Annotated in this window: 21 protein-coding genes and 2 tRNA genes; 6 read left to right on the top strand and 17 right to left on the bottom strand. The window is 40.4% G+C overall.

What is annotated here, in order from left to right:
* Nucleotide 1: 1 nt before the first annotated feature.
* The 3 genes from G5S32_RS06260 to kduI form a co-directional block, all read right to left on the bottom strand.
* Nucleotides 2–529 carry a TRAP transporter small permease gene (locus tag G5S32_RS06260; RefSeq protein ID WP_165311202.1) on the bottom strand — a complete coding sequence of 176 codons (528 nt, stop codon included), beginning with the start codon at nt 527–529 and terminating at the stop codon, nt 2–4.
* A gap of 78 nt (nt 530–607) precedes the next feature.
* Nucleotides 608–1,597 carry a TRAP transporter substrate-binding protein gene (locus tag G5S32_RS06255; protein WP_165312731.1) on the bottom strand — a complete coding sequence of 330 codons (990 nt, stop codon included), beginning with the start codon at nt 1,595–1,597 and terminating at the stop codon, nt 608–610.
* A 33-nt stretch (nt 1,598–1,630) separates the two neighbouring features.
* Nucleotides 1,631–2,467 (bottom strand): 5-dehydro-4-deoxy-D-glucuronate isomerase, encoded by an 837-nt coding sequence (gene kduI, locus G5S32_RS06250; protein WP_165311201.1) that lies wholly within the window; start codon nt 2,465–2,467, stop codon nt 1,631–1,633.
* 449 nt (nt 2,468–2,916) lie between these two features.
* On the opposite strand from kduI, the gene G5S32_RS06245 reads away from it, so the two are divergent.
* A complete protein-coding gene (locus tag G5S32_RS06245; RefSeq protein ID WP_165311200.1) occupies nt 2,917–3,855 on the top strand; it encodes a DMT family transporter in 939 nt (312 codons plus the stop codon).
* A 94-nt stretch (nt 3,856–3,949) separates the two neighbouring features.
* Here G5S32_RS06245 and G5S32_RS06240 read toward each other — a convergent pair whose 3' ends face one another.
* From G5S32_RS06240 to pxpB, 4 genes are all read right to left on the bottom strand, one after another.
* Nucleotides 3,950–5,749, bottom strand: a complete 1,800-nt coding sequence (locus tag G5S32_RS06240) for a sensor histidine kinase (protein ID WP_165311199.1) — start codon at nt 5,747–5,749, stop codon at nt 3,950–3,952.
* Between the two features lie 89 nt (nt 5,750–5,838).
* Nucleotides 5,839–8,079, bottom strand: coding sequence for an EAL domain-containing protein (locus G5S32_RS06235; protein ID WP_165311198.1), 2,241 nt, complete (start codon nt 8,077–8,079; stop codon nt 5,839–5,841).
* A 265-nt stretch (nt 8,080–8,344) separates the two neighbouring features.
* Nucleotides 8,345–9,280: a 5-oxoprolinase subunit C family protein gene (locus tag G5S32_RS06230; protein WP_165311197.1), complete on the bottom strand. Its 936-nt coding sequence runs from the start codon at nt 9,278–9,280 to the stop codon at nt 8,345–8,347.
* Nucleotides 9,277–9,966, bottom strand: a complete 690-nt coding sequence (pxpB, locus tag G5S32_RS06225) for a 5-oxoprolinase subunit PxpB (RefSeq protein ID WP_165311196.1) — start codon at nt 9,964–9,966, stop codon at nt 9,277–9,279. Before pxpB ends, G5S32_RS06230 begins: the two co-directional genes overlap by 4 nt.
* A 215-nt stretch (nt 9,967–10,181) precedes the next feature.
* Between pxpB and G5S32_RS06220 the strand changes: the two genes are divergently transcribed.
* On the top strand, nt 10,182–11,084 hold the full coding sequence (locus G5S32_RS06220) for a DMT family transporter (RefSeq protein ID WP_165311195.1): 903 nt from the start codon (nt 10,182–10,184) through the stop codon (nt 11,082–11,084).
* A 64-nt stretch (nt 11,085–11,148) separates the two neighbouring features.
* Here the strand turns inward: G5S32_RS06220 and G5S32_RS06215 are convergent, their stop codons facing one another.
* The 6 genes from G5S32_RS06215 to G5S32_RS06190 form a co-directional block, all read right to left on the bottom strand.
* Nucleotides 11,149–12,105: a sensor domain-containing diguanylate cyclase gene (locus G5S32_RS06215; RefSeq protein ID WP_207621606.1), complete on the bottom strand. Its 957-nt coding sequence runs from the start codon at nt 12,103–12,105 to the stop codon at nt 11,149–11,151.
* A complete protein-coding gene (locus G5S32_RS06210; protein WP_165311194.1) occupies nt 12,105–13,064 on the bottom strand; it encodes a response regulator in 960 nt (319 codons plus the stop codon). Before G5S32_RS06210 ends, G5S32_RS06215 begins: the two co-directional genes overlap by 1 nt.
* 280 nt (nt 13,065–13,344) lie before the next feature.
* Complete coding sequence (locus tag G5S32_RS06205) at nt 13,345–13,677, bottom strand: PilZ domain-containing protein (protein WP_165311193.1); 333 nt, start codon at nt 13,675–13,677, stop codon at nt 13,345–13,347.
* A 189-nt stretch (nt 13,678–13,866) separates the two neighbouring features.
* Complete coding sequence (locus tag G5S32_RS06200) at nt 13,867–15,567, bottom strand: diguanylate cyclase (RefSeq protein ID WP_165311192.1); 1,701 nt, start codon at nt 15,565–15,567, stop codon at nt 13,867–13,869.
* Nucleotides 15,568–15,971: 404 nt separating this feature from the next.
* Nucleotides 15,972–16,048 (bottom strand) — tRNA-Val (locus tag G5S32_RS06195).
* A gap of 35 nt (nt 16,049–16,083) precedes the next feature.
* Nucleotides 16,084–16,160, bottom strand: a tRNA-Val gene (locus G5S32_RS06190).
* A gap of 291 nt (nt 16,161–16,451) precedes the next feature.
* Between G5S32_RS06190 and G5S32_RS06185 the strand changes: the two genes are divergently transcribed.
* A complete protein-coding gene (locus G5S32_RS06185) occupies nt 16,452–17,504 on the top strand; it encodes a GGDEF domain-containing protein (protein WP_165311191.1) in 1,053 nt (350 codons plus the stop codon).
* Between the two features lie 9 nt (nt 17,505–17,513).
* Here the strand turns inward: G5S32_RS06185 and G5S32_RS06180 are convergent, their stop codons facing one another.
* From G5S32_RS06180 to G5S32_RS06165, 4 genes are all read right to left on the bottom strand, one after another.
* Nucleotides 17,514–18,206, bottom strand: a complete 693-nt coding sequence (locus G5S32_RS06180; RefSeq protein ID WP_165311190.1) for a DUF2726 domain-containing protein — start codon at nt 18,204–18,206, stop codon at nt 17,514–17,516.
* Between the two features lie 158 nt (nt 18,207–18,364).
* Nucleotides 18,365–19,084 carry a substrate-binding periplasmic protein gene (locus G5S32_RS06175; RefSeq protein WP_165312729.1) on the bottom strand — a complete coding sequence of 240 codons (720 nt, stop codon included), beginning with the start codon at nt 19,082–19,084 and terminating at the stop codon, nt 18,365–18,367.
* Nucleotides 19,085–19,217: 133 nt separating this feature from the next.
* Nucleotides 19,218–19,898, bottom strand: a complete 681-nt coding sequence (locus G5S32_RS06170) for a response regulator (RefSeq protein WP_165311189.1) — start codon at nt 19,896–19,898, stop codon at nt 19,218–19,220.
* Nucleotides 19,895–21,514 carry an ATP-binding protein gene (locus G5S32_RS06165; protein WP_165311188.1) on the bottom strand — a complete coding sequence of 540 codons (1,620 nt, stop codon included), beginning with the start codon at nt 21,512–21,514 and terminating at the stop codon, nt 19,895–19,897. The genes G5S32_RS06170 and G5S32_RS06165 overlap by 4 nt, the downstream gene beginning before the upstream one ends.
* 334 nt (nt 21,515–21,848) lie before the next feature.
* Here G5S32_RS06165 and G5S32_RS06160 point away from each other — a divergent pair, with 334 nt between their 5' ends.
* The 3 genes from G5S32_RS06160 (at nt 21,849) to G5S32_RS06150 (ending at nt 24,599) form a co-directional block, all read left to right on the top strand.
* The gene (locus G5S32_RS06160; RefSeq protein WP_165311187.1) at nt 21,849–22,082 is read left to right on the top strand and encodes a hypothetical protein; all 234 of its coding nucleotides are present in this window, start codon (nt 21,849–21,851) and stop codon (nt 22,080–22,082) included.
* Nucleotides 22,083–22,209: 127 nt separating this feature from the next.
* Nucleotides 22,210–23,628: a TolC family protein gene (locus G5S32_RS06155; protein ID WP_165311186.1), complete on the top strand. Its 1,419-nt coding sequence runs from the start codon at nt 22,210–22,212 to the stop codon at nt 23,626–23,628.
* Entirely contained in the window at nt 23,625–24,599 is a 975-nt protein-coding gene (locus G5S32_RS06150; RefSeq protein ID WP_165311185.1) for an HlyD family secretion protein, read from the top strand. Before G5S32_RS06155 ends, G5S32_RS06150 begins: the two co-directional genes overlap by 4 nt.

The raw sequence follows: 24,599 nt of genomic DNA, 5'->3' as shown, positions 1-24,599 counted from the left end.
CCTACTCTGCCGAAGAACGTAATTGCTTCCAGCGCTCGACTAGATGCAATTCATTGTAAATAAAATAGAAAACCATTAACGCACCGCTAATTGGAATCGCTGCGTAAATCGTTCCCATAGGAATTTGTAGTGCAGAATCTAACTGCCACATTTGGCGTGTTGCACTGCTGTAACCGCCGAAAATCATGATTGATAAAGCGAAAGTTAAAATCGCTAGCTCGATAAATGCTTCAACAATAATTTGCGTTTTTTTGGAGAATTTTTCTTTGATAAAAGAGATCGCCATGTGTTCTTTCGAACCAAAAACAAGTGCGCTACCAAACAGAACTAACCAAATAAATAGGTAGCGAGAAAGCACTTCACTTACTGCGCTTGGACTATTGAAAACGTAACGAACAACTACTTGATAAGTAACTAGAATAGTCATTAGAGCAACAATGGAAATACAGAACCAAGAAACGATCTTATCTAACCAATGTTTAACGACAGAAAAAACTTTAAATAAGCCACTTGGAGTATGGTCTAACATAAAATCTTACCTTTATATGGCTAAGGCCGAAGGCTAATGAGGCCGAGCGATTTACTCGGCCATATTAACAGGTGAAAATTATTGCAGTGCTGCAACTTTTTCGAATAGATCTTTTTGCGCTGGAGTCTTGATTAGGTCTTTTTGTAGAGCGCTGCAAGACTCTTGGAAAGGTTTGATATCAACTTCTACGAAAGTTGCACCTTTATCCATAGCTGTTTTCTTAGCTGTTTCGATTTGAGCATTCCATAGTGCGAATTCGCTTACTGTGCTCTCTTTCGCTAGCTTTTTGAATGTAGCTTGGTCTTCTTTAGACATAGTTGATAGGAAGTAGCTGCTTGCTACTACTAGGTCTGGAACCATAAGGTGACGAGTAGCAGAGAAGTATGGAGCCACTTCGTATTGCTTAAGGTCAGCGTAAGTGATTTCGTTGTTTTCTGCACCATCAAGAACACCTTGTTGTACTGCAGTGTAAACTTCACCTTGGCTCATTGGTACACCAGTACCACCCATGCAAGAAAGCATCTTGATCATAGTGTCAGATTGCATTACACGGATTTTCTTACCTTTCATGTCTGCAACGTTTGCTACAGAGTTACCTTTTGTGTACATGCTACGTGCACCAGCTGTGTAAGCTGTTAGTACTTCAAAACCGAATTTTTGAGTAGATGCAAATAGGTTATCTAGCACGCCAGAAGTAAATACTTTCTCTTGGTGTGCTGAACCTGTGTACACGTAAGGCATGCCGATTACAGCAAATGTTTTGTCGTAGTTTTCAACCAATGGGTTAGCTACAACAGCCATTTGAATCGCGCCGTTTTGCACTAGCTCAAGTGCTGCACGTTGGTCGCCTAATAGTTCGTTAGGGAAAATGTTTAGTTTGTAACGACCATCAGTTTCTTTGTTCAGCTTCTCACCAAACTCTTTAAGAGCTAGGTACTGTGGGTGCTTGTCAGATTGGTTGAAAGCAGCTTTGATTTCAGTTGCAGCAGATGCAATTGAAGAGTAGCTCAGTGCGCTACCAACAACTGTTGCGATAGCTGCTAATTTTAGGGCAGATTTCTTAAACATCATGTTTCTCCGTAGGATACAAATAGGCTTTTTTTATCGAATTTCGTTCATATCAACGAAATCCATATCGTCGAATGTTTGGTTCTCACCCAACATTCCCCACACAAAACTGTAGTTTTGAGTGCCACAACCAGAGTGAATTGACCAGCTTGGAGATAGAACAAGTTGGTGGTTTCTCACTACTATGTGACGCGTTTCTGTTGGTTCACCCATGAAGTGGAATACCACTTGAGATGGTTGAACGTTGAAATATAGGTAAGCTTCCATACGACGCTCATGAGTATGAGCTGGCATAGTGTTCCAAACGCTACCTGGTTTCAGATGAGTAACGCCCATGCAAAGTTGGCAAGTTGGCAGTACATCTGGGTGTAGGTATTGGTTAATTACACGGTCGTTAGCAGTTTCTAATGAACCCAACTCAACAACACGAGCTTCGCTACGCAAAATAGTGCGTGATGGATACGTGTGATGAGCAGGAGCGCTTAAACAGTACAGTTTTGCGAAATCCCCTTCCAATGCACGGAACTCGATATCTTGCTCGCCTTTACCTAGGTAAACAGCATCCAAGTGCTCTAACACGTAAACACCGTTTTGAGTGCGAACTTCCGCTTTCTCGCCCAAGTTCACAATGCCTAACTCGCGGCGTTGTAAGAAATAGTCAGTACCAAAAGCTTTGTTATCAACAAAGTCTTCAAGTTTAAGAACTGCACTGCTTGGGCTGATACCCATCGCTACTACACGGTCGATGTGACTGTACACAAGTGTGATTTCACCTTGCTTAAACAATTCTTCAGTTAGGAATTCTTCTCTTAAACGATCCGTATCGTACGACTTCGCGTCTTTTGGATTGTTGTTGTAATTAATGTGCATAGCACCCTCCTTTAAGATGGGAGAAATTTAACACTCATTTATATTTGAACAAATTCATTCATATTTGATTTGTGATCGTTTTAGTACTTTCGAGTTTCGATACCTGATATTTTTTGAGCTAACTCAAACAAAATGCAGATTTATGAACTCGATTATGGGAAAAAATCCGATTAACTGGGTGCATTTCGTCAGGAATTTGAATAGAAAAACCATTTGTTATGAAAACAAATGCAATGGGTAGCAAATAAGAAACGAGTTGCGCTAAAGAGAGGGCTTGCAAGCGACTCACATCCACTCAATTGAATAGTTTTATGCAACAGAGATTAAATTAGTACGGGATTTAGTATAGAATCCCGCCCGTTCAAAAAAGATACAAACCATCATTTTATAAATGCTGCCCAAGCGACACATTTTTTTTTGCCATTTTCTGCCTTTAGGTAACCTGCTTTATGTCATCGCAATCACCTCATTTTTTTTCGCGACCTATGGTCGTTTATAGTTTAGCTATTCTCTGTACACTGCTATGGGGAAGTGCTTATCCAGCTATAAAAACCGGCTATGCTCTGCTAAACATCGAAGCCCATGATGTTGCTTCTCAAATGGTGTTCGCTGGTCAACGTTTTCTGGTGGCTGGTATTATCCTTATTATTTTGTCGGTATTGTTTAAACGCAGTACTGGCAGAATAACGAAGACCAAAGTGCGTCAAATTGTGGTTTTGGGACTAACTCAAACCAGTCTTCAATACATTTTCTTCTATCTGGGCGTGGCATTTGCGACAGGAGTTAAAGCTTCAATCCTAAACGCAACTGGCACGTTCTTTAGCGTGCTACTAGCACATTTCATCTACCACAATGACCGATTGACTCAAAGAAAAGCTCTTGGCTGTACCGTTGGCTTCTTAGGTGTGTTCATTGTTAACTTCAACCAGTCACTACTTGATTTCCAATTCAGTCTACTGGGAGAAGGTTCCGTGATTTTTGCCGCATTTATTCTCGCAGCCGCATCGATTTACGGAAAGAAAATCTCTCAAGGCATTGATGCAATGGTAATGACAGCGTGGCAATTAGCCATTGGTGGTCTAGCGCTTTTGTGTGTAGGCTATGTATTTGGCGGTCACTCGGGCAACTTCGATTTCTCTAGCGTTGCGCTGCTTATATACCTTGCTTGCCTATCTTCTGCCGCATTTGCTCTTTGGAGCGTACTGCTGAAACACAACCCGGTCAGCACAGTGACCATATTCAACTTCCTGGTGCCAGTTTTTGGCAGCGGTCTTTCTTCAATATTCCTTGGTGAGACGATTTTGGAATGGAAGAACATTGTTGCTCTAGTGCTAGTTTGTAGTGGTATCTATATGGTGACGATGGGTAAGACGAGCAAAACGCAATAACGACTTTACTCCCCCTAACTTTTTGCAAGAGCAGAACTCTCTATGACACATTCATTCTGCTCTTTCTTATGTGATTAACACCACCTAACTATTTTTATTCTTGATACTGTCTGGGCAGCTTAATAATAAACGTTGTACCTTTATGCTGTTCTGATACAACCGAAATTGAGCCATTAAGAGAGTTTATCACCCATTGATGAACGAAGTGCATACCCAAGCCCGTATTACCTTCAGCCCTATTAGTAGTAACAAATGGATCAAACAGATTTGATAAGACTTCTGGGGCAATGCCTTTACCATTATCCGATACTCGGATTTCTACATCCCGTTGATTTGTACACAAAACAGCAGTCACGGTGAGTTTTCCTCCGATTTCCTTTTTAAAAGCATGTTGTAAAGCATTAACTAATAGGTTTTGCAGGACATGGGAGACAATGCCTGGCCTACCGACCATTTCGATAGATTCAATATCAGTAATTAACTCTATTTGGCTGTCTTTTAAACGAGGAGACAAAGTAGTAATCAAATCGCCGACAACAACATCCAAACGATAAGAAACAACATCTTCTCTCGCCCTATCTATTGCTAATCGTTTGAAACTTTTTACTAATTCTGCAGCTTTTTTCTGGCTTTTCTCGACTAACTCTAGCCCTGTTTGGGTTGAAACTAAATACTGATCTAAAGAGTTCCTACTCAGTCCCTCCAACACTGCTTTGGCTAAGCGTTTATGCTCAGACTTAAGACGAGATGCCGCCAATATCGCCGTACCAATCGGTGTATTGAGCTCATGTGCAACACCCGCAACCATCATCCCCAAAGCAGATAACTTACGAGACTCCACCAGATCGTTTTGTAGCAACTGCTGCTGCTGTAATAAATTTCGGTTGTTCTCATAACCCTCTTCAATTTTATGCTTGTCACGCTCCTGTTCTCTATAGAGACCAATTAACTTCATCTTTAAATCCCACTCCCGGCGAAGGATAAAAATGCCAAGCAGAACAATCGTCGCACATAAAAACAGAGATGGAATCAACGCGTCGATTTTTAGCTGGGTCATTACCGATTGTGAAGTGCTTGCTAGGAAACACAGTGATGGGCTACGCGTGATATCCACAGAGAAAGTATTACCAGCTAAGTTATTACATTCATAACTGGCGAAACCGGAAGCATGAGAGAATTGGCTCAATGAAGGCTGTTTATTGATTTGATTCCAAACTTCTGGGATAAGGACGGAAATATTATTTGTTTCATTTTTCAGATCTCTTCCCCATTCAAGACTTTGGTCTGAATTCTTTAACCAATAACCATTTTTATCAACGATCTGCAGAGTCACTCTCTCAGAATCAAAAGAACGAATAACCGCTAACAGCTCGCCTAAATCGTAATTAAGAACAAGCAAACCAGCCCTAAGTCCATTTGAAGCCCCTGTTTTTATCGTCGCTCGAATGGTCGGTTTAAATGGAACTTCTATGGCACCATTTTCTACGTTTAAGTCAATGTTCGAAAGATAAATCTTCCCTTCATCCAACTTGAAACCTTCTGCGACATAATATCGGTCCATCTTATTTTGCAAATTTTGTTCTGCAATAGTGACGACCTGTCCATTTTTTACGTCTACACGAACTTTTTCCAAACCATTTTCATCGAGCCAACGAACTTGCATTAGGGAGTGCACACTCTCAGCAAAAGAGATAAATATGCGCTGGATTAAACCGGTATTTAATTCTTTATCTTCAGCAAGGGCATAGGTAAAAGCAGGAGAACGGTAGAGAATTTTTATGATATGCCGAATATCACCAATATTTTGCCCCCATAAGACTTCAGCTTGAGCAATCTTTCTTTGCTGTTCAATGGAAACCGTATCCAAACGATGATTGATATCGTTACGATACAATAGCCCCCCGAGTAACCCACAAATAACCAGACCAAAGAAAAACAACAGTAATATGTTTCGTCGAAATGACCGCTCTAACTTTCTTATTTTCATTCGTTACAATCAGATTTGTTTTGTTTTAACCAGCCCAATAGATCGTCTAATACCATGGGTTTTGCGTACAAATATCCTTGAGCAACAGTACAGCCTCTCTCTAGCAATGCATTACGCTGTACATCAGTCTCAACACCTTCTGCAACAACAGAAAATTCAAACAAATGAGCTAGACTCATGACTAACTCAACAACTTGTTGACTAGCCATGTCTTCATGTAGGCGTCGAATAAAAGAGATATCAATTTTGATCGTATCAACAGCAAGCTGAGATATATGAGAAAGAGAGGAATAACCAGTACCAAAGTCATCGATACTGATCTTTATCCCTGCATTGTGTAAGTGGTCAAGAATGGGCTTAATCTCCACATAGGATTCCATCGCTTGGCTCTCGGTGATTTCAACTTCAATGAGATCTGGACTCAACCCCTCAACGCGCACTAAATCCAATAACAAACCAATATAGTCTGGATCTGTAAGATCTTTCACCGTTGCGTTAATAGAAGTAGGAAGACTAAAACCTGCATCTTCAAGTACATGAAGCGCTTGAAACGTTAGCTTCGCCGCAATTCCATCCAATTTATTGACCAAACCACTACGCTCAGCAATCGGAATAAAGATACTCGGTGGAATCATCATTTCTTGCTTTTTCCATCGTAGCAACGCTTCTAAGCCTACTGCAAGACCAGTACGCAGGTCGCACTTAGGCTGCAAAACCACATAAAACTCGTCGCTATCGATTGCTGCTTTTAAATCTCCGAGAATTTGATAGTCACGCATTAGACTTTCACGGTACGAAGGCTCATAAGTCACTAGTTGTAATTTTTTATCTCGAGCGAAACACAGTAAGCTTCGCGCCATATGTAGAATTTGCTGTGCGGGATAAGTTGCTAATCGACTCAATTCAATCCTTGCAAAGGTTAGCGTACATCGAACTTGAAACTCACCGACTGTGTATGATGAGCTCGACAAAGTAATCAGTTCATCGTCTGACAATGAGTAACTCTTGTTATACAAGATTGCAAATCGATCAGAGCCAACCCGAGAAACAACTGAAGACGGATGAAATGTATCTACAAGCCGTTGACACACGGAGCCAACAAGCTCCATTAGTGACTGTTGATTGAAAGAAATCGCGTGCGTGTCATATTCATCCAGCTCCACAACCAGCATTTCTAGTTGACTGATATCTTCTTGATTCATCATTTCGAGCTCGCGTAATAACCAGTTTCGGTTTTTTACATCGAGATCTGTATCTTGATAGGCCAATTTTGATAACTGATTAACCAATGCGATTTGCATAAACCCTGAACTAATGTTTTCACTAAACACTTGCAACAATCTGATATGGTATTCACTCAAACATTGTTTACTTTCGGCAAGAACCAAATAGTAATAACTGCCTTGATTATCACCAGAGAAATACAAAACCGATAAGTTGTTCTTAAATTTATGGTTTTGATGGGCAATTGCCTGGTGGCAAAGCTCTTCAAACTTCAATATCAATTCATCAGTCAGAACAGTACCTTGTTCTACACCTGAAATTCCTGAAGAAGCGATAATCGGTGCAGTTTCAAGTTGTGTGTCTTTATCAAAACGTAAAACGCAGAGAATGGGCTCTCCAAAACCACCAAACAGACCAACAATCTCTTTAATAACAACTTGGATAAACGTGTGTGTGTCATATTTACTAGCTATATTTCGAGATGCATCAACCACCAATTGCAGCCCCATTCTGGCTTTGTCCAGTTCGTACATGGATTGCCAAGAACGAAAATTTGCTGCAGCTATCGATTTCAATGTTTCATGGTCAACTTCAGACTTGTTCCAGTATTCATTAATATCGTATTGAAGCATTACATCTTTACGAGGCGCAAAGCCCGGCTGCCCAGTCAGTAAAATGATACGAACCAATGAGTTACCCTGAACATTACGAATAGTTTCGACTAGCCGAAGCCCTGCGTCGTCTTGCTCCATGACTACATCAAGTAGAATTAGCGCTATATCTTGATGTTGAGTTAATATATAAGCAGCCTCGGTTGCAGAACTGGCCGAAAGTACTTCAACAGAACGTCCATTCACCTCGAGATCATTCAAACTATAGATAAGGGACTGCTGATAACCTTGATCATCATCTACGGTAAGTACTTTCCAATTCGGTTGGGTCACGCACTCAAGCGTATTTATAGACACAGAGCTACTTGGATCGTCTGCAAAGACGAAGCGACCATCTGACATTTAACTAAACCTTCGTTTATGAACCAATGTACGGTTTCTAGTTTTACTCCTTTAAACGTCTAGTCTGTATTGTTGAAGGCTGCAAGTAGTTACGACTAAATATGTATCAACCATCATATGATATGCGTAACAATTTTCTAACACCACCAGCCTACTTTGCGATCAAACATATGAGGGAAGATGTCTGATTTTTATAGAAAAAAGAGTAGAAGTAGGAATGGTAAACTATTGCAGTCAATAAATAGATACATACCAAAGTAATAGACTAAAGCGAGAAATAGCTCACAAATTCGCAATACGCTTTAGTTTCAAGGTCTATGTCACCTCTATAAAAATGAATCAAACTACCAGGTCTTGCTTGCGCCAATTTCATTAAACTCATTTTCGATACACAGCCGATTTTAGGATAACCGCCAAGTGTTTGACGGTCATTAAGCAGAATAATTGGCTGACCATTTGACGGAAACTGAATTGAACCGTAGGCAATACCTTCTGATATAACGCCACTCATCCCCATTTGGACTGATTTTCCTTTTAATCGGATACCCATTCGATCCGACTTATCACTTATTTCATATGGTTGGGAATAAAAAGTTTGTTTCGCCTGATGACTAAATAGATGTGACTGATAAGATTCAATCACCGCGAGACTCATTTCGTTGGAATACTTAGGAATAAAGTGTCTTGGTACCCAGTTAAATTTTTGAGGATCACCTTTATATGATTCAGCAACAGGTAAAACATCTCCCTTTTGTATTGCCTTACCCGGGGCTCCTTCCATACCTCCAAGTTGGTTACGTACCACAGTCGCACTGCTGCCGAATACTTTCGGTACATGAAAACCACCAGCAACCGCTAAATAACAACGGAATCCTGCTTTTGCATAACCAAGCTTGAGTGTCTGTCCTTTTCTCAACAGCAAGCTTCGCCATGTAGAAATAGGTGCACCATCAATTTGGGGATTGGTTTCCGCTCCCGTTATCGACAATAAAGTATCCTCTAATGCCATGAAGGAAGCATTTCCCATTGTAATTTCGAGAACCGAAGCATTGGTTGGATTCTCAAGTAACTTATTGGCCCAACAGTGAGCGTGAAGATCAGCGGCCCCCCCTACGCTTAATCCATGATTAGCGACTCCGAATCGACCTAGATCTTGGATTAGGCTTAACATTCCAGATGAGATGACTTGCAAACCATTCATAGGACGCCTCCTAAAGCCAAATACTTCTCTCGTGAAATAGGTTCAAAACGAACTTTGTCCCCTACTTCAAATGGCATCATTGGCTCCTGTTCAATGTTGAACAGATCCACAGGACAATTGCCGATTATCTGCCAACCACCCGGAGTTTGCTGCGGATAAATAGCAGTTTGTTCGTCGGCAATTGCGACACTGCCTTTCGCAACGTTAAGGCGGGGTTCAGAGTGGCGAGGTATAGCGATTTTAGGATCTACAGTCCCTAGAAAAGCGAAACCCGGAGCGAAACCGATAGCACAGACGGTATATTCATTTTTGCTATGAATATCAATAACTTGCTGTACACTCAACTGTTTTTCTTTCGCTATATGTTCCAAATCTGGAGCGACTTCAGGGTGATAATAAACAGGAAAAGTTACTGTCTTAGATTCGGAGGTCACAGCCTTACTGTTCGCCATTTGCTCAGCTTGGGTTTTACACCAATACATTAGCTCTTGAACATCAGTTTTTACAGGGTGATACTCCATCAACAACGTTGTATATGACGGTATTACTTCAATAATTTTACCTTGATACCTTTGCTGAACGGTATGGCTAAATAGTGCAATACGCTCGATCAATTCCAAATTAATCGAATGACCAAAATAGACAATTAGACTTGTTTCGGATACCCGGTAAATCTCTACCTTCATCGGTCAATCACTTTGTTTCATTGAATGTCATTAAAGAGTATCCTTATCTCTAGATATTTTTTATTCATCATATACAAGCTGAGTAAAATCAAAATCCTAAAGACTTTTGACATGTTGTCAATTTGTTTGGATATCGTTATCGAGCAAGCAACGGTTCCAGACTTTATTACATTTTGAGCAAGGTGCTCATTAAAAATGATTAACGGATTAATAAGATGCAAGTAAAAACTAAGCACTACCTTATGCTGCTTTTATTAGCAGCCATTTGGGGCAGCTCCTTTCCTTTCCTCAAAATAGCTTTAGAAAGCTACTCTCCTATCCTAACGGTTGCCATGCGCTTAACTTTATCGGCTATTGCGATGTCGATATTTATCTATGCCTTTAGACTAAAAATCCCAACAGAACTGAAAGTTTGGAAACACTATTCGGTTGTCGCTATAGTCGGAAATATTGTTCCATTCGTTTTAATTACTTGGGGAGAGCAGTACATAGATGCGGCTTTAGCTTCAGTGTTAATGGGGTTGATTCCTCTCGCCACCTTAATCTCAGCTCACTACCTGACTGACGATGAAAAGATGTCGTTAAACAAGTTGATGGGTGTCGTCCTTGGCTGTGGTGGTGTGGTTGTGTTGATTGGTGTTGATGCACTACAAGGTTTCGGAGCACATATTTGGGCACAACTTGCGGTCATCATCGCGGCATGCTGTTATGGTGTATCTGCTGTTTATGCTCGTAGAAGTAAGATCACTCAATACAACCCTCTGGCAAATTCAGCCGGAATTCTGATCTGTTCAGCAATATTATCCATGCCAATTGCATTAATGGTTGAGGACCTAAGCTCATTTACTTTTAATGCTCGTTCAATGTCCGCTTTATTAATATTGGCACTCGCCTGCACTTGTTTTGCTTACTTCTTGCTTTACAACTTGTTGGCACAAGTAGGCGCGACGTTCACCTCTTTCAATAACTATCTGGTTCCGGTATTTGGCATGATCATCAGTGTGATACTACTTGGTGATACTATCGACTCATCTACCTACACGGCACTGACACTGATATTTATTGGTCTAGTGTTATCCCAGAAAAAACCGAAACTACTTAATTTGACTTCCCGATAAAACAAAAAGGCCAAATAGTGTCTGATTCACTATCTGGCCTTTTTGATAAAGTTGTAGTGAATCGTTAGGCTGCCACGGTCGTCTGATTACGCCCCTGCTCTTTTGACTCATAGAGCGCTTTATCCGCATGCTCTAGCCATTCGGAGTGTGATCTGAATTTCTTATCAAAGGCACAAACCCCAAGGCTGATAGTGTATCTGATTTCGCCTTGTTCAGTACTCACAACTTCCGCTTCAATTCGCTTACGCAGCCTTTCAGCAAAGTAACGTGCTTGGTCAACGGTGGTATTAGGCAGCAATACAGTGAATTCTTCACCGCCATAACGTCCACAATGGTCAGTCGCTCTGGCTGTTTTACGCAGTAATTCTGCAGTTTTACGGATGACATCATCACCCGCAGAGTGCCCGTAGGTATCATTGACACTCTTAAAGTGGTCAATATCAAAAATAACCAGAGAAGCAGGATCCTCAGTAGCACTGATTTTTTCGTACTTCTTAATTAACAAAGATTCCCAATAACTGCGGTTAAGCAACTGGGTAAGTCCATCTGTGCGACTCATAGTAGATAGATGCTGGTTTGACTGTTCCAAATGCAGTTTGTTCTTCGCAATATCAGAAACATCTTGAATCATTATGCATACATGAGAAACATCGCCATTGAGCGATTTAAGTGGCGTAACAACCATGTTTTGATACATGATCGTGCTCTCATTGGTATAAGGCGAATAGTTTTTGAAATGAAATACGTAAGGTCTGTCTTCCCAACGAGAAAATGTTCTCGTGTCTAATTTCACTGCAGCATCAATTTTGGCTTTAAGCCATGCTTCTGGAAGCTCAGAGACAACGTCAAATAGGTTCTTTGCCATTATTCTCGTCGAAATCACACCTGAATAGTTCTGCATGAAGCTATTCCAAAGACAGACCTCATAATTAATATCAAGAACAACTAAACCAACATCAATAGTGTCTAACGCTTGAATTCCCCAATGAAAATCTCGCACATTTACAGTTAAATTCGGCATCAGAAAGATTCCATCATTTTATAAATAACTTTTACCGACTCCATATCTATCAACAACAAAATGTCACACTGAAAATCAAGATTTTCAGCAGAATAGGAAAACTCAATGGTAAAAGCAGACTTGTTAATCTTTTGCTGTGAAAGCAACTCTTTCTCGTAACTATTTATAAGTACTGGCTGACGAAGCGTAAAACTGACGGTGATAAGATCTGCTAACACACGCAAAAAAGTTGATACAGCCAAATTGGAGATGTTAAGCAACGATTCATTACTGTTAGCATCTTGCAATGGATAGCCAAGGCGTTCCCCCACTTTGGGAAACTCTTTACCTCTAATAGTAACGAGAGATTCACCATGGATACCTGCCCCAGTAAAACGCTGGGTTACAGCGTTTACACTGTCACGGTACAAAACATCATGTACCGTCATTTCTAGATCCGACGGCTCTAACACCCCAACCGCAGGTAAGGGCATATTGATAAAATCACCGACACTGTCTGAAATCAGGGCAACACACTTACCCAAAGCGATATTGGTGAGCTCTTTAAATTTAGAGTCTGGATCGATTTGAAACTCTGAAGCTACAGGTTTAGGGGCCGCTACTTCAACAGGAGAACCTTTAAAAACTGATTCTAGTTGCTCTATTTTGAAAGGCTTTTCAATAAAATCTGCTGCGCCCAACGTAAAACAACGCTCTTTCGCCGCTTTTTGTACATCCCCTGAAATGACAACTACCTTGGTTGGGTATGAGTTAACTGGCAAAGCCCCTAGTACATCGTAACCATCCATAACAGGCATAGTGAGATCGAGGAAGAAAAAATCAATTGGGTTTCGTGAAAGCACATCAAGCGCTTCTCTGCCATTCTCCGCAAATAAAATGTCAACATTGTACAAATTAACTAGAGTCCGACTTAGGGATTTTCGAGCTAATGCAGAATCATCGCAGATAAGAACTTTCATACTTTATTGTGACAAGCTAGGCTAATAGACAAAATTACTAAAATAATAATCATATTAATTAGGTATCTTCAATGGCAAACTAACCTCCGATTCATCGGGAATACCTTGTTTTAAATAGAAGGTTCAGGTTAGAAATTAACTGAAGTCTTTAAATACAAGGCTTATAGCTTGCTGAAATTGTTCAGCTTTTTTTCTCGTTCTCGATACAAATTAACGATTGTTTCAAATATGAGACAATTTATTACATAGTAACTTTCGATTAAGAGCCAAATCGCAAAACCTATGGTTGTAAATGACCAAGATTCTCAATGTCCTCATCAGAGATTTCATCACCTTCCTGCACCAGAAAACCGCACATGTATCCTCCTTCACGCTCGGTTCTCCATACAATCTTACCTTTTACCGTTTCGCCTAAAACATCAATCCTTATAGAGGCATTCGATAGCTTTAGGTAATCAGAGGAGAAAATTTTCATACCATGATTAGAAACGTCGACAATTTGTACTTTAATGACAGGCTTAAACCAGCGATTAAACAGGCATGAAGCAGGCACCATTGTTTCCAATTCTGTACGAGTAGACTTACGGCGATTAATAAATGATGTTGCTGACACGGCGTTACTCTAACGTTGAAGATTAAACTGTGAGTTTTTACTCTTTACTTAATAAACTTTAGTTGTTGAATTAAGTAGGCGCTACACCATATAGAATGAATAAAGCAAAGTAGAGGTGAAATATCTACTATTGCTGTCAGAAGCCTCCTATTACACACTATTAGTATGATTGGAGAACAAATTTACTTGTTATCTATTTAGTGATAATGCCGATAAATTATCTCTTTGAGGCTCAACTCGGTTACGGCCACGGTTTTTGGCAATATAAAGCTGTTTATCCGCATGCTTGAATAGTTGATCTAAATTTTCGTTATTGACTCTACTTGAAATGCCAAAACTTGCCGTCAGTGAAATGACTTCGCCATCAATACATAATGGCGTTTTTTCTATGATTGAACGCAGATTTTCAGCACAATTTAAAGCCTCTGACATGTCGGTATTCGGCAATAGGATAACCATTTCTTCACCGCCCCATCGAGCCACAACGTCACTGTTTCTACAGTACTTCTGCAGTAAATTTGAGATATGACACAATGCACGATCCCCGACTTGATGCCCATAGCTATCGTTGACTGATTTGAAATAATCGATGTCCAAAATGATAAAGCTTATTGAGGCATTGTACTTGGTATCATCTTGAATAATCTTAGTTCCCGCCTGTACAAAAGAATGGCGGTTAAACAATTGAGTCAACGGGTCATAAGAAGAAAGAAACTTGGCTGTGACACGCTCATTTTCAATTACTTTCAATCTATTTGCCAAAACAAAGGCTAATATCAAGGCTTCTAAAAGAACGCCATACACTGCTCCGTTGTATCCTTGGTAGGTATAAGGAATCACTCCCCAAACAGATAATGTGGTCAGTAAAAGACCGAGCATACTGCACGAAACTGCTAACAAAAAGTACTGTGCATCTCGTACTTTGCCCAAATTTACAATACCAATGACGATCATGACAAGTGTTGTAAAAGATAGAAAGACAAATGCGACGACAGCGCTAGGCTGATGTTTCTGCAAGATAACCAATAATGAAATCACCGCAATACCGCAAGTGATATATCCCTGAATAAAACGCTCCAATTTAGGCATTCGCGCAGGCAAATTCAGAAAATGAGACACAAATATCAGTCCACACACTCCATGAAGAACCATAAAGAAAAGTGTGCTGTAGTTTTGTATTGTCGGTGAATCGGGATACAACCACAAAAAGGCATATCCGCTATAGCCTAAATTCATCACAATAAAACAAGCGATATAAAGGCAATAATATAAACTGTCAGCCTGCTTCAATGTGAAAAAGAGAATAATGTTATAACCGACAAGTGCGAACAGAATGCCATACAAGATCCCTGACATCACATGATTAATAGTATCTTTCTGTCTCGCTTCTTCGTTGGTAATTAATTCTATCGGCAAAGTCATAGGATCAAATGACTGAGCTCTGATTAAAATGGCGCTTTCACCAGCAGGCACTTCCAGATCAAAAACAATTCCGACATCTGGAATCAAATGATGATTTGCTCTCTCACCATCTCCTGAATACCAGTGCTGGTTCAGTGTATCCGTGACCAAGTAGACATCGACTCTCTCCAACCACGTCTGCCCGGCAGTAAGACGTTTGAAAACGGAGTCTTTGCTGGTATTATTTAGTGATAATCGAACCCAACTCGCTTTATCACTGATACCAAAATTAAGTAGGCTGCTTCTTGCTGAAAACACAGGGTTTTGTTGAAAATACTCTTGAGCTTCCACCAAGTTCATAGGCTGCTCGGAAGGCTCCTGAAAATGCTCTATACCAGTAATTAAATCTCCACTTCCGGTATAATTAGCATAAGCTATGTTCACTGAAAAAATGAACGTAAATAAGGTAGTAAAAAAAAGTCTCAGCATTCGCGCATCCCAACAATGAGGGCTTTCAAAAGAAACTGTTTCATTGACCCTCCCTACTTAGACAATGTTCGAATCTAATACTCGGTGTTGTAGCCTAACCTAAATGGCGAGTAACACCTTATTCACAAAACTAATAATATGATGTGTGTTGATAGGCATGCAATTAAAACCGACGTTGATATTAGTATTTTTTATAATAATGAAGGATTAGACGACAAACAGCGCTAAATAAACTTTAGAACTAGCACACTAATTTAAAAATTATAAGCCCTAGCCATTAGTCACTTACCTTCAGAACTGTTGCAAAATCGATTTTAACGTGTTTAAAACAGAAGATAACTATGGGAATCACAAATTACACGCAAAGAAAAGCCCACCTAAAAAGGTGGGCTATCTTATAAATTTGGTGGGTCTAGGCGAACTCGAATCGCCGACCCCTACCATGTCAAGGTAGTACTCTAACCAACTGAGCTATAGACCCAAATTCTGTGTTCTAAGTATTCTTAACAAAATGAATGGTGCGTCCGAGTGGACTCGAACCACCGACCCCCGCCATGTCAAGGCGATACTCTAACCAACTGAGCTACGGACGCACTGCTTTAGAACGAAAGCGATATTATCGACAGAGACTGAACCATGCAAGTGCAATTTCTATGTTTTTGAACTAATTGGCTCTTCTATCGACAGTTTGCTGATTTTTTATTCACACTAGCAAAACTTTTATTTTTCGACCGTTAGAAACAATCTTATTAATAAGACACAAACAAACCACTTCTCTTTGATTTTGTGATATTCACCCAAAAAACAGATTGATTGATTACTCCAAAAACGTAATATGGAATTTATGTAAAAAATGACAATGATAGCTGACATCAAAGTAGTGAATGGACGTTCATATTTTCGATAACTCACACACTCTTAGAGCTTCCGTTTTGGCGGGAGTAAGTCTTTTCATTTCATTTATTGCACTGTGCTTCTCAGTATTCCATTTCCAAGTTACAGGCAATTATTTCCTCTTAACACTGGACCTAGCGTTAGGTTCATACTCTTTCTATGCATATCAACTAGCCAAGAAAAACAAACATAAAAAATTCCACATACATGGGTTTGTTTACCTACTTACCTTTGTCGCTTCGACTAGCATCTATACTCAACCAATAGAACACGGTACTTATTTGTGGACCATGCTATTCCCTGTGTTCTTCTATTCATTATTGGGTTTAAATCGAGGTAGGATTTTCTGTTTTGCTGTTCTTGCTATTCATCTTGCGAGCATCTATCACAAGGTTGATTCACACGAATCGTTTGCAGCATTTCCGACTTTCATTAACCTCATCGCTTGCTACATATGCGTTTGGATTATCGCTCACATCTATGAGCTCAATCGAGGCAACATAGAAAACTCTCTAACTTATTTAGCATCTCGAGATTCATTAACAGGCGCTCATAACCGCCTTTCACTCACTTCGACATTTCATTATTTTGAATCGAATAAAGACCAAGACACAAAGCTTTGCCTGCTTTTCGTTGATTTAGATTATTTCAAAAAAGTGAATGACCAATATGGGCATGATGCGGGTGACAAAGTGTTAATGGAAACCACTCGATTGTTATGCCAAGTGGTGGGAGATGATAATCTTTACCGAATCGGGGGTGAAGAATTTTGCGTAACACTATTTGATCATCCGATTGAGCAAGCAGAGCAAATCGGTGAACGAGTTCGTTCGATGATGAGTCACCATATTTTTGCATTCGGAGACAAGAGGATTCAGATTACATTGAGTGTCGGCATCTGCGAATATAGTGATGGTGACAAACTCAGTGATTTGCTAAAGCTGGCAGATATTCAGCTTTATCAGGCAAAAGAAAACGGACGTAATCAAGTCCGTTTAAGTCGCCCTTCAAAAGATTTCACTGAAGATACCAGCACTTGCTAAGATACTTTCTCAATCTAAGCGTTCAATATCCAAATCTTCATCATAGTTGTCCAGCTCATACACCACGTTGTAGTTTTCGGTATAAGTACAGTGTGGCTGGCGGCTACAGGTAAAAAATCGGCGCCCCTTGAAATCGCCTTGGCTGGCCGTTTTAATCACCATCGGACTACCGCAACGTTTACAAAAACGTACTTCTTTATCTGATTCAATAAGATCAATATGCGCGGCTAATAACCTTCTTAACTTACTGACCTGATAGCTCAATTTTACATTGGTACCAATTAATGGAATGTTTGCTGACTTACACACATGAATAAGAAGCTTCTCGCGTTCAACTTTGCCTTTTTTTAGTTCCTTTCCGTCATCAAGTTCAATCACTACCCTCGGTTCCAATGTTCGAGCGTCGCAAACAACGAAGTCAAAATAGCTTTTTGCAATACGGTTATAGGCAATGAACCACTGTTTCTTATTATTGGTTTTGGTTGGCGAGATTAGATTGGCCATATTCACTTTCGCTAATACGACACCATGCTCACCTACCGCAGTCTTCAGAGCGTTAAAAAAAGCGCTTTCCGTCGAATTTAAAACTGAACCTTTCGTTTTGTACGCAAAGTCTTTAGTTTCATCACGACGAGTGACTGTTTTCTGTATGACATAAAAAAACAAAACCAAAATGGCAACAACGATGAATATGTTGGTCATAATATGAAGCCGACTCCTGAGCTAAACGACGCTAACACGTTAATTCATAACCGAAGTTATATAGAAAAACCAGTATTGAAGGTAACTTTTGAGAGATGTTGATACAGCGAAGGGCATCTAGCAATTGATAATTTCAGTTTTAACGTAATTAGTGATGATTATTGATATTTTTCTACAATTGCCTGATATCTATTAATACCGTTAGAGTCCGTTGAACTTTTAATTTTGTCGAGATTTTTCTGTAACTCTTTTACCAATGCTTTATCAACATTCTTATTAAATGCGTAATAGATTTCACTTTGCTCTAATATGTAGACCGTTTCAAAGCTGTCCGGCTCATAACCAGCCTTTCCGATCAGCCAACTTGCCGAACGTTCATCGTACACCATTAAATCAATGCGATTTTTGTAAAGCTGTTCTATCAATTGGCTAATGATACTTGCTTCCTGCATCGATTCTCTTGGTACGCCCAATGAAAAAAGCATTTGCTCACCGACATCGTCACGCATGACTCCGATGCGATAATTTGCCATATCAATAGGCGAGTTAATGACAATATTGCTTCCTTTCCGTGCCATTACCGTTACTTTAGCTATATCAATAGGCCCCACCCATTGAAAAAGTTCTTCTCTATGGGACGTTTTTGTGGTGGAAAACAGCCCACTATTGTTTTGAATTAGTGCGGAGCGATAAGAACGTGACCATGGTAATAGGATAATATTGCTATCAGGTATTTCAACACCAGACATCGCAGTCACTTCACGCAGTAAATCCACTGAGATGCCTTTAATCACACCGTTTTCACGAAAATTAAATGGTGGGTAGTCTTCGGTATAATAAATCAGAGACTCAAGGGCACTGGCTTTTACCACCGACATATTGGCAGACAGCAGTAAAATCAAGAATATCAATAATTGTCGAAACACCTGAATTCCCCCCCTGCGGCAAACCTATGTTTAGCAGCTTCTTATACTTTAGATGGTTATCAAAATATTGCAGAAAAATTGACCACTACCGCACAAGCTTTTTGTAACTGCGCTCAGGTCTTCCCACTGTGCCATATTTGAGATCCGCTAATAATTCACCAGTGCTAATCAGGTATTCTAGATATCTCCTTGCAGTGGTTCGGCTTGCACCAATTTTTTCTCCGGCTTCGTCAGCCGTTAAACTTGTTGGCGTCTGAAATAAATAACGAATTTTATCCAAGGTAACAGAATCAATACCTTTGGGAAGTCGGTAGTGTTTAGGCTCATCAGCTAAATTGGCAGTCATCATCTTATCGACCAGTGACTGATCCAAATCCGCTAATTTTCCTAACTCTGCTTGCCTTATTCGATATTTGTTTAATGCGGCTTCTAGGCGAGGGAATATCACAGGTTTTAACAGATAATCGACTACCCCACCTCTCATTGCCTGTTGAAGTGTTTCTACTTCTCTCGCTGCAGTAATCAAAATAACGTCACAACTGTCGTTTTGCCCTCTCATACGATGAATGATGTTTAATCCCGTACCGTCTGGTAGATAAACGTCCAAAAGAACCAAATTTGGTTTAAGAACATCAAGCTGCATCTCTGCTTCAGCTTGGTTAGTAGCGATGCCAACCACTTCAAATCCGTCTATCTTATCTAAATATTTGTGATGAAGCTGAGCTATAGATACATCGTCTTCTACGATCAATACTCGAATACTCATTGCTGTTCCTTTGGTAGATAAACCGTTATACGCGTACCAAATGGTGTATTAGCAACCATTTCAACCTGTCCTAAGTAACGCACTGTAAGTTGCTTAACCAAGTACAATCCAACGCCCCTGTTGTGATTGGCTTTACTGGAAACGCCCTTCTGTAACAACTGCTCTGGGCTTAAACCTTCAGGTAAACCACAACCTTGGTCTTCAACTTCCAAAATCAATTCATGACCATAGTCGCTAATGGAAACTTGAATAACTCGCCGTTCAGGAGGAATATAAGTGCCACTTCGAATTGATGCTTGACAAGCTTCGAAGGCGTTGTCGATCAGATTGCCAAGTATGGTAACGATATCTTCAGCTTTAATATGTGCAGGCAGGCTTTCAAGCTTCGATCCCGGCTCAACAAAGAGCTCAAATCCCAACTCCCTCGCTCTTTCGGTTTTGCCTAAAAGTAAACCAGCAATCAGCGGGTCTTTGACGGTCTCACGTAAAAATTCGATAAGGTTTTGATACAGTGCGGTTTCCTGACCAATTAATTGTTGCACTGCGTCTAGCTCTCCCATCTGAACCAATCCGCTAATCGTGTTAAGTTTATTACGGTGCTCATGGGTCTGAGAGCGAAGCATCTCTGCATATTCCTTGGTTTGCGATAGTTGCTCGGTGAGGTCATTAATTTCATCTCTCAAACGGAAACTTGACACAGCTCCGACTACCTCTCCGTCCACGATAATTGCACTTCGGTTGGCAATCAGCCTCTGGTTGTTAAGATATAGCTCAATATCTTTGTCCGTTTCGCGGGTTTCCAAAATCGTATATAGGTCGCTATCTGGCAGAGATTCCGTTAATAAACGATTAAGTACCAGCTCTTTATCTAAACCTAAAATCTCACAAGCACTCTTATTTATGGACCTTAAATAGCCTTTTGAATCGATACTTAAAATCCCTTCTTTGATAGTGCTCATAGTTACATCTAATTCTACATAGAGACGACCTATTTCTTCGGGCTCGAATCCTAAAATAGCTTTCTGAAAACGGAGAGACGCATAACTTGAAACAACAACGTTTGCAGCCACTACCAACAACGCCATGCCCGTTAAATAGATGAGAAATGGCTCAATTCGATTCTGCAGGCTATCAATCAAATAGCCGACGGAAACAACGCCAATGATTTGGTCGTTTTCATCACGAATTGCAGACTTCCCTCGAACCGATTTGCCAAGCGACCCTTTGGCATATGAGACATAAGATTCACCGGAAATTAATGCCCTATAGTTATCACCTCCAACCATAGGTTCACCAATACGCTCATCGAATGGATGAACAAGTCGAATTCCCTGCTTATCTCCGATAGAAATAAAAGCGGCTCCAATAAGCTGGGTAAGATCTCGAAATCGTTCTTGCTGCTCTATAGTTGCATGTCCAGTTTGGAGCATATTGATAACACTTGGCGACTGGGCAAGGAATGAGGCAACACCCAACGCTTTTAATCCGACTTCTTCCTCTTGGCTGTGTTTTACGTATGCAAAGCCTGCTGCAACCAAAAGTAGCAGTTCAATCAATCCTGACAACGTCATTATGATTAACAAGCGTTTGCGAAAACTGATGCTGTTCCAAGTCATGTCTCACCTCCATGTTGAAAGTAACACTTAATTAACATAACCGCTAAACAGGTAGCGTATAGTGTGAACAACTTATCGCAATAAAAAACGGAATCTATTTGTAACAAGATAGAATGAATAATTACCCCTGAAGAGCTAGTAAAAAAGTTTAATTACATCCCCTAAATTTGGCAGAAGTCACAAAGTGTAGGGACGCTTTACTTCGACAGAGTCAAAAAACGGGCTGTATAATTAATAGACAAATATGCGTAATTATTAGCTAGCAAAGTTGTATGTGGATTATTTTTGACGAATGCGTTTTCGGAAGTACGACTAAAATTTTACGGGGTAATTTATGGAACGGGACGACTTAGGGATTTGTCTTTCTAAAGATATGTTATCTGAACAGCTGTGTTCAACATTTACACATGTAAGAGCGTATGACCCAGATGATGAATGCGTGGAAGAGATGTTAGTTCTTCTATCCTTCCCACAAATGTCTGGTAGAGAATTACTTAGTACCATGCAAAGCACCAAAAAATTGGTTTGGCGTGCCGATTATTTTTGTCCTTCTGACTATCATTTCTGACAATCGCTGTTTGGTTTTCTAAGAAACAGCTATTCTTACTAGAATACAGAGCTTTCTAAAACTCATTGACTTAACACACAAATAATTAGAGCATATGCTCTAATTATTATTTATAACTGAGCTAAAAATGAAGACAAAAAAAGTCGTTCTTTTTATATGCTCTTTGCTTGGTATTCAAACTGCTTATTCTGCGCCAATTTCGTTTCAACAAGCTTGGGAAATACTCCAACAGAACAATAATTCCCTAGCCGCAGAACGTGCCAATGTAGAGCGTTATGAACATCTAACTAATTCTAAAGGTAGCCTCAACTTACCATCTATCAGTATTTCTGCGAACTACACGCACTTAGACAAAGACGTCACCCTTTCTGGTCAGCAAATAATGGAAAGTACGGGGCAATCAGTCGCTTTACCCGCTGCACTCAGCTCTCTAAGCTCATTAACTTCAACGATTACTGAAAGAGACATATTCAGCTCATCAATCCGAGCTGTTTGGCCAATATTTACCGGTGGACGAATTTCCGCAGCTCAAAATGCAGCCGATGGACAAAAAGAAGAAGCACAAAGTCAACTTGCGATGGAAACTCAAGCACGCTACGAAGACTTAGCCAAATACTATTTCAGTGTCATATTAGCTCAGCAAGTCTTGGAGACTCGCTCTTCTGTTGAAACAGGATTAACCAAACATAGAGATAACGCACTCAAGTTGGAACAACAAGGGCAAATTGCGCATGTTGAAAGGCTGCAAGCTGATGCGTCACTAGATAAAGCGACCGTTGAACGCAAAAAAGCTCAGAAAGATCTTGATATTGCTCAGAGTGCACTAACCGAAATTCTAGGACAAACAACACTCGTTGAACCAGACGGTGTGCTATTTATCAACCAAAACCTTCCTCCTATGAATGCCTTTATTGAGCAAACTCTAAACACCTATCCAGGGCTGGATTTGCTTGACGCCAAGGAAAAACAAGCCAGTAGTTTAATTAGTGCAGAGAAAGGCAAGTACTACCCCGAAGTCTATCTTTATGGCGATTACAATATTTATGAAGATGACTCATTGGCTAGCCAAATGACACCAGATTGGTTGGTTGGTATTGGGGTTAGTGTTCCTTTGCTGGAAAACACCGGACGTAGTGATCAGATGAAAGCGGCACAAAGTGCGGTTTCTCAGGTAAAATTCTTAAAGGCGCAAGCAAGGCAAGACTTACAAGTGCTAGTAAAGAAAACCTACCTCGAAGCTGAGCAAGCGCTTGAAGAAGTGACTGGACTCAATTCTAGTCTTAATCTTGCTCAAGAGAATCTTAGACTACGTCAGAAAGCATTCGCTCAAGGCCTAGCCACCTCTGTTGAGGTCGTCGATGCTGAACTTTACTTGGCAAGTATTAAAACACAGCAATATGTCGCTAGCTTCAACTACTTAATCTCACTAAATAAATTGCTTGCGCTTACCAGTGAGATGGATACTTTTGACACTTATAAAAAGTCGTCAATTCCTCTGACTACCTCAAACAATCAGCCCATTTCGAATGAAAAGGATCCATCATGAAAGCTGTAAAAACGACTTTGGTTGCTATTTCTGCCCTAGCGGTAGTGTCATGGATCGGTTATGGCTTTTATAAAGCGTATCAACCTAAGCCTATTCATTTGCAGGGTCAAATTGAGTCGCAACAATACAGTATTTCTTCAAAAGTGCCGGGACGCATTGATCAAGTGTATGTACGCAAGGGAGATATGGTCGAAAAAGGACAACTTATTTTCACCATTCACAGTCCAGAAATTGAAGCCAAACTTGACCAAGCTATTGCTGGCAAAAAAGCCGCTGGCGCACTCGCGAAAGAGGCAGAAAATGGAGCTCGAGAGCAACAAATTCAAGCAGCGAAAGATCAATGGTTGAAAGCTCGTGCAGCGTCTCAATTAGCTGAGAAAACGTATCTACGTGTCAATAACTTATATAAAGACGGTGTGCTTGCTGAGCAGAAAAAAGATGAAGCGTTAACGCAATGGCAAGCCGCAAAATACACTGAAAGTTCAGCGTTGCAGATGTATAACATGGCACAAGAAGGCGCTCGCGAAGAAACCAAACAAGCGGCGGCAGAGAAAGTTCGCATGGCAGAAGGTGCGGTTGCCGAAGTTGAAGCTTATGCTGCGGATACCCAGATTTCTAGCTGGTTTAACGGCGAAGTCGCGCAAGTACTAATGCAAAGCGGTGAACTCGCGCCGCAGGGATTTCCTGTGGTCACTGTTGTTGATACACAGGATTCATGGGCCGTTCTTAACGTTCGTGAAGACTTGCTCAGTCATTTTCCGAAAGATACACAGTTTAATGCTTATGTACCGGCTCTAAACAAAACATTGCCATTTAAAGTTACCCATATTGCGGTAATGGGCGATTTTGCGACTTGGCGTTCTACTGATGCAACACAAGGTTTCGACCTACGCACTTTTGAAGTGGAGGCTCGCCCTGTAGGACCTATCGAAGGTTTACGTATGGGTATGAGCGTGGTGGTAGAACTTTAA

The sequence above is a fragment of the Vibrio ziniensis genome, assembly GCF_011064285.1.
GTDB lineage: Bacteria > Pseudomonadota > Gammaproteobacteria > Enterobacterales > Vibrionaceae > Vibrio > Vibrio ziniensis.
The sequence above is the reverse complement of the archived record's forward strand: the minus strand, read 5'-3'. Positions and strand labels throughout refer to the sequence as shown.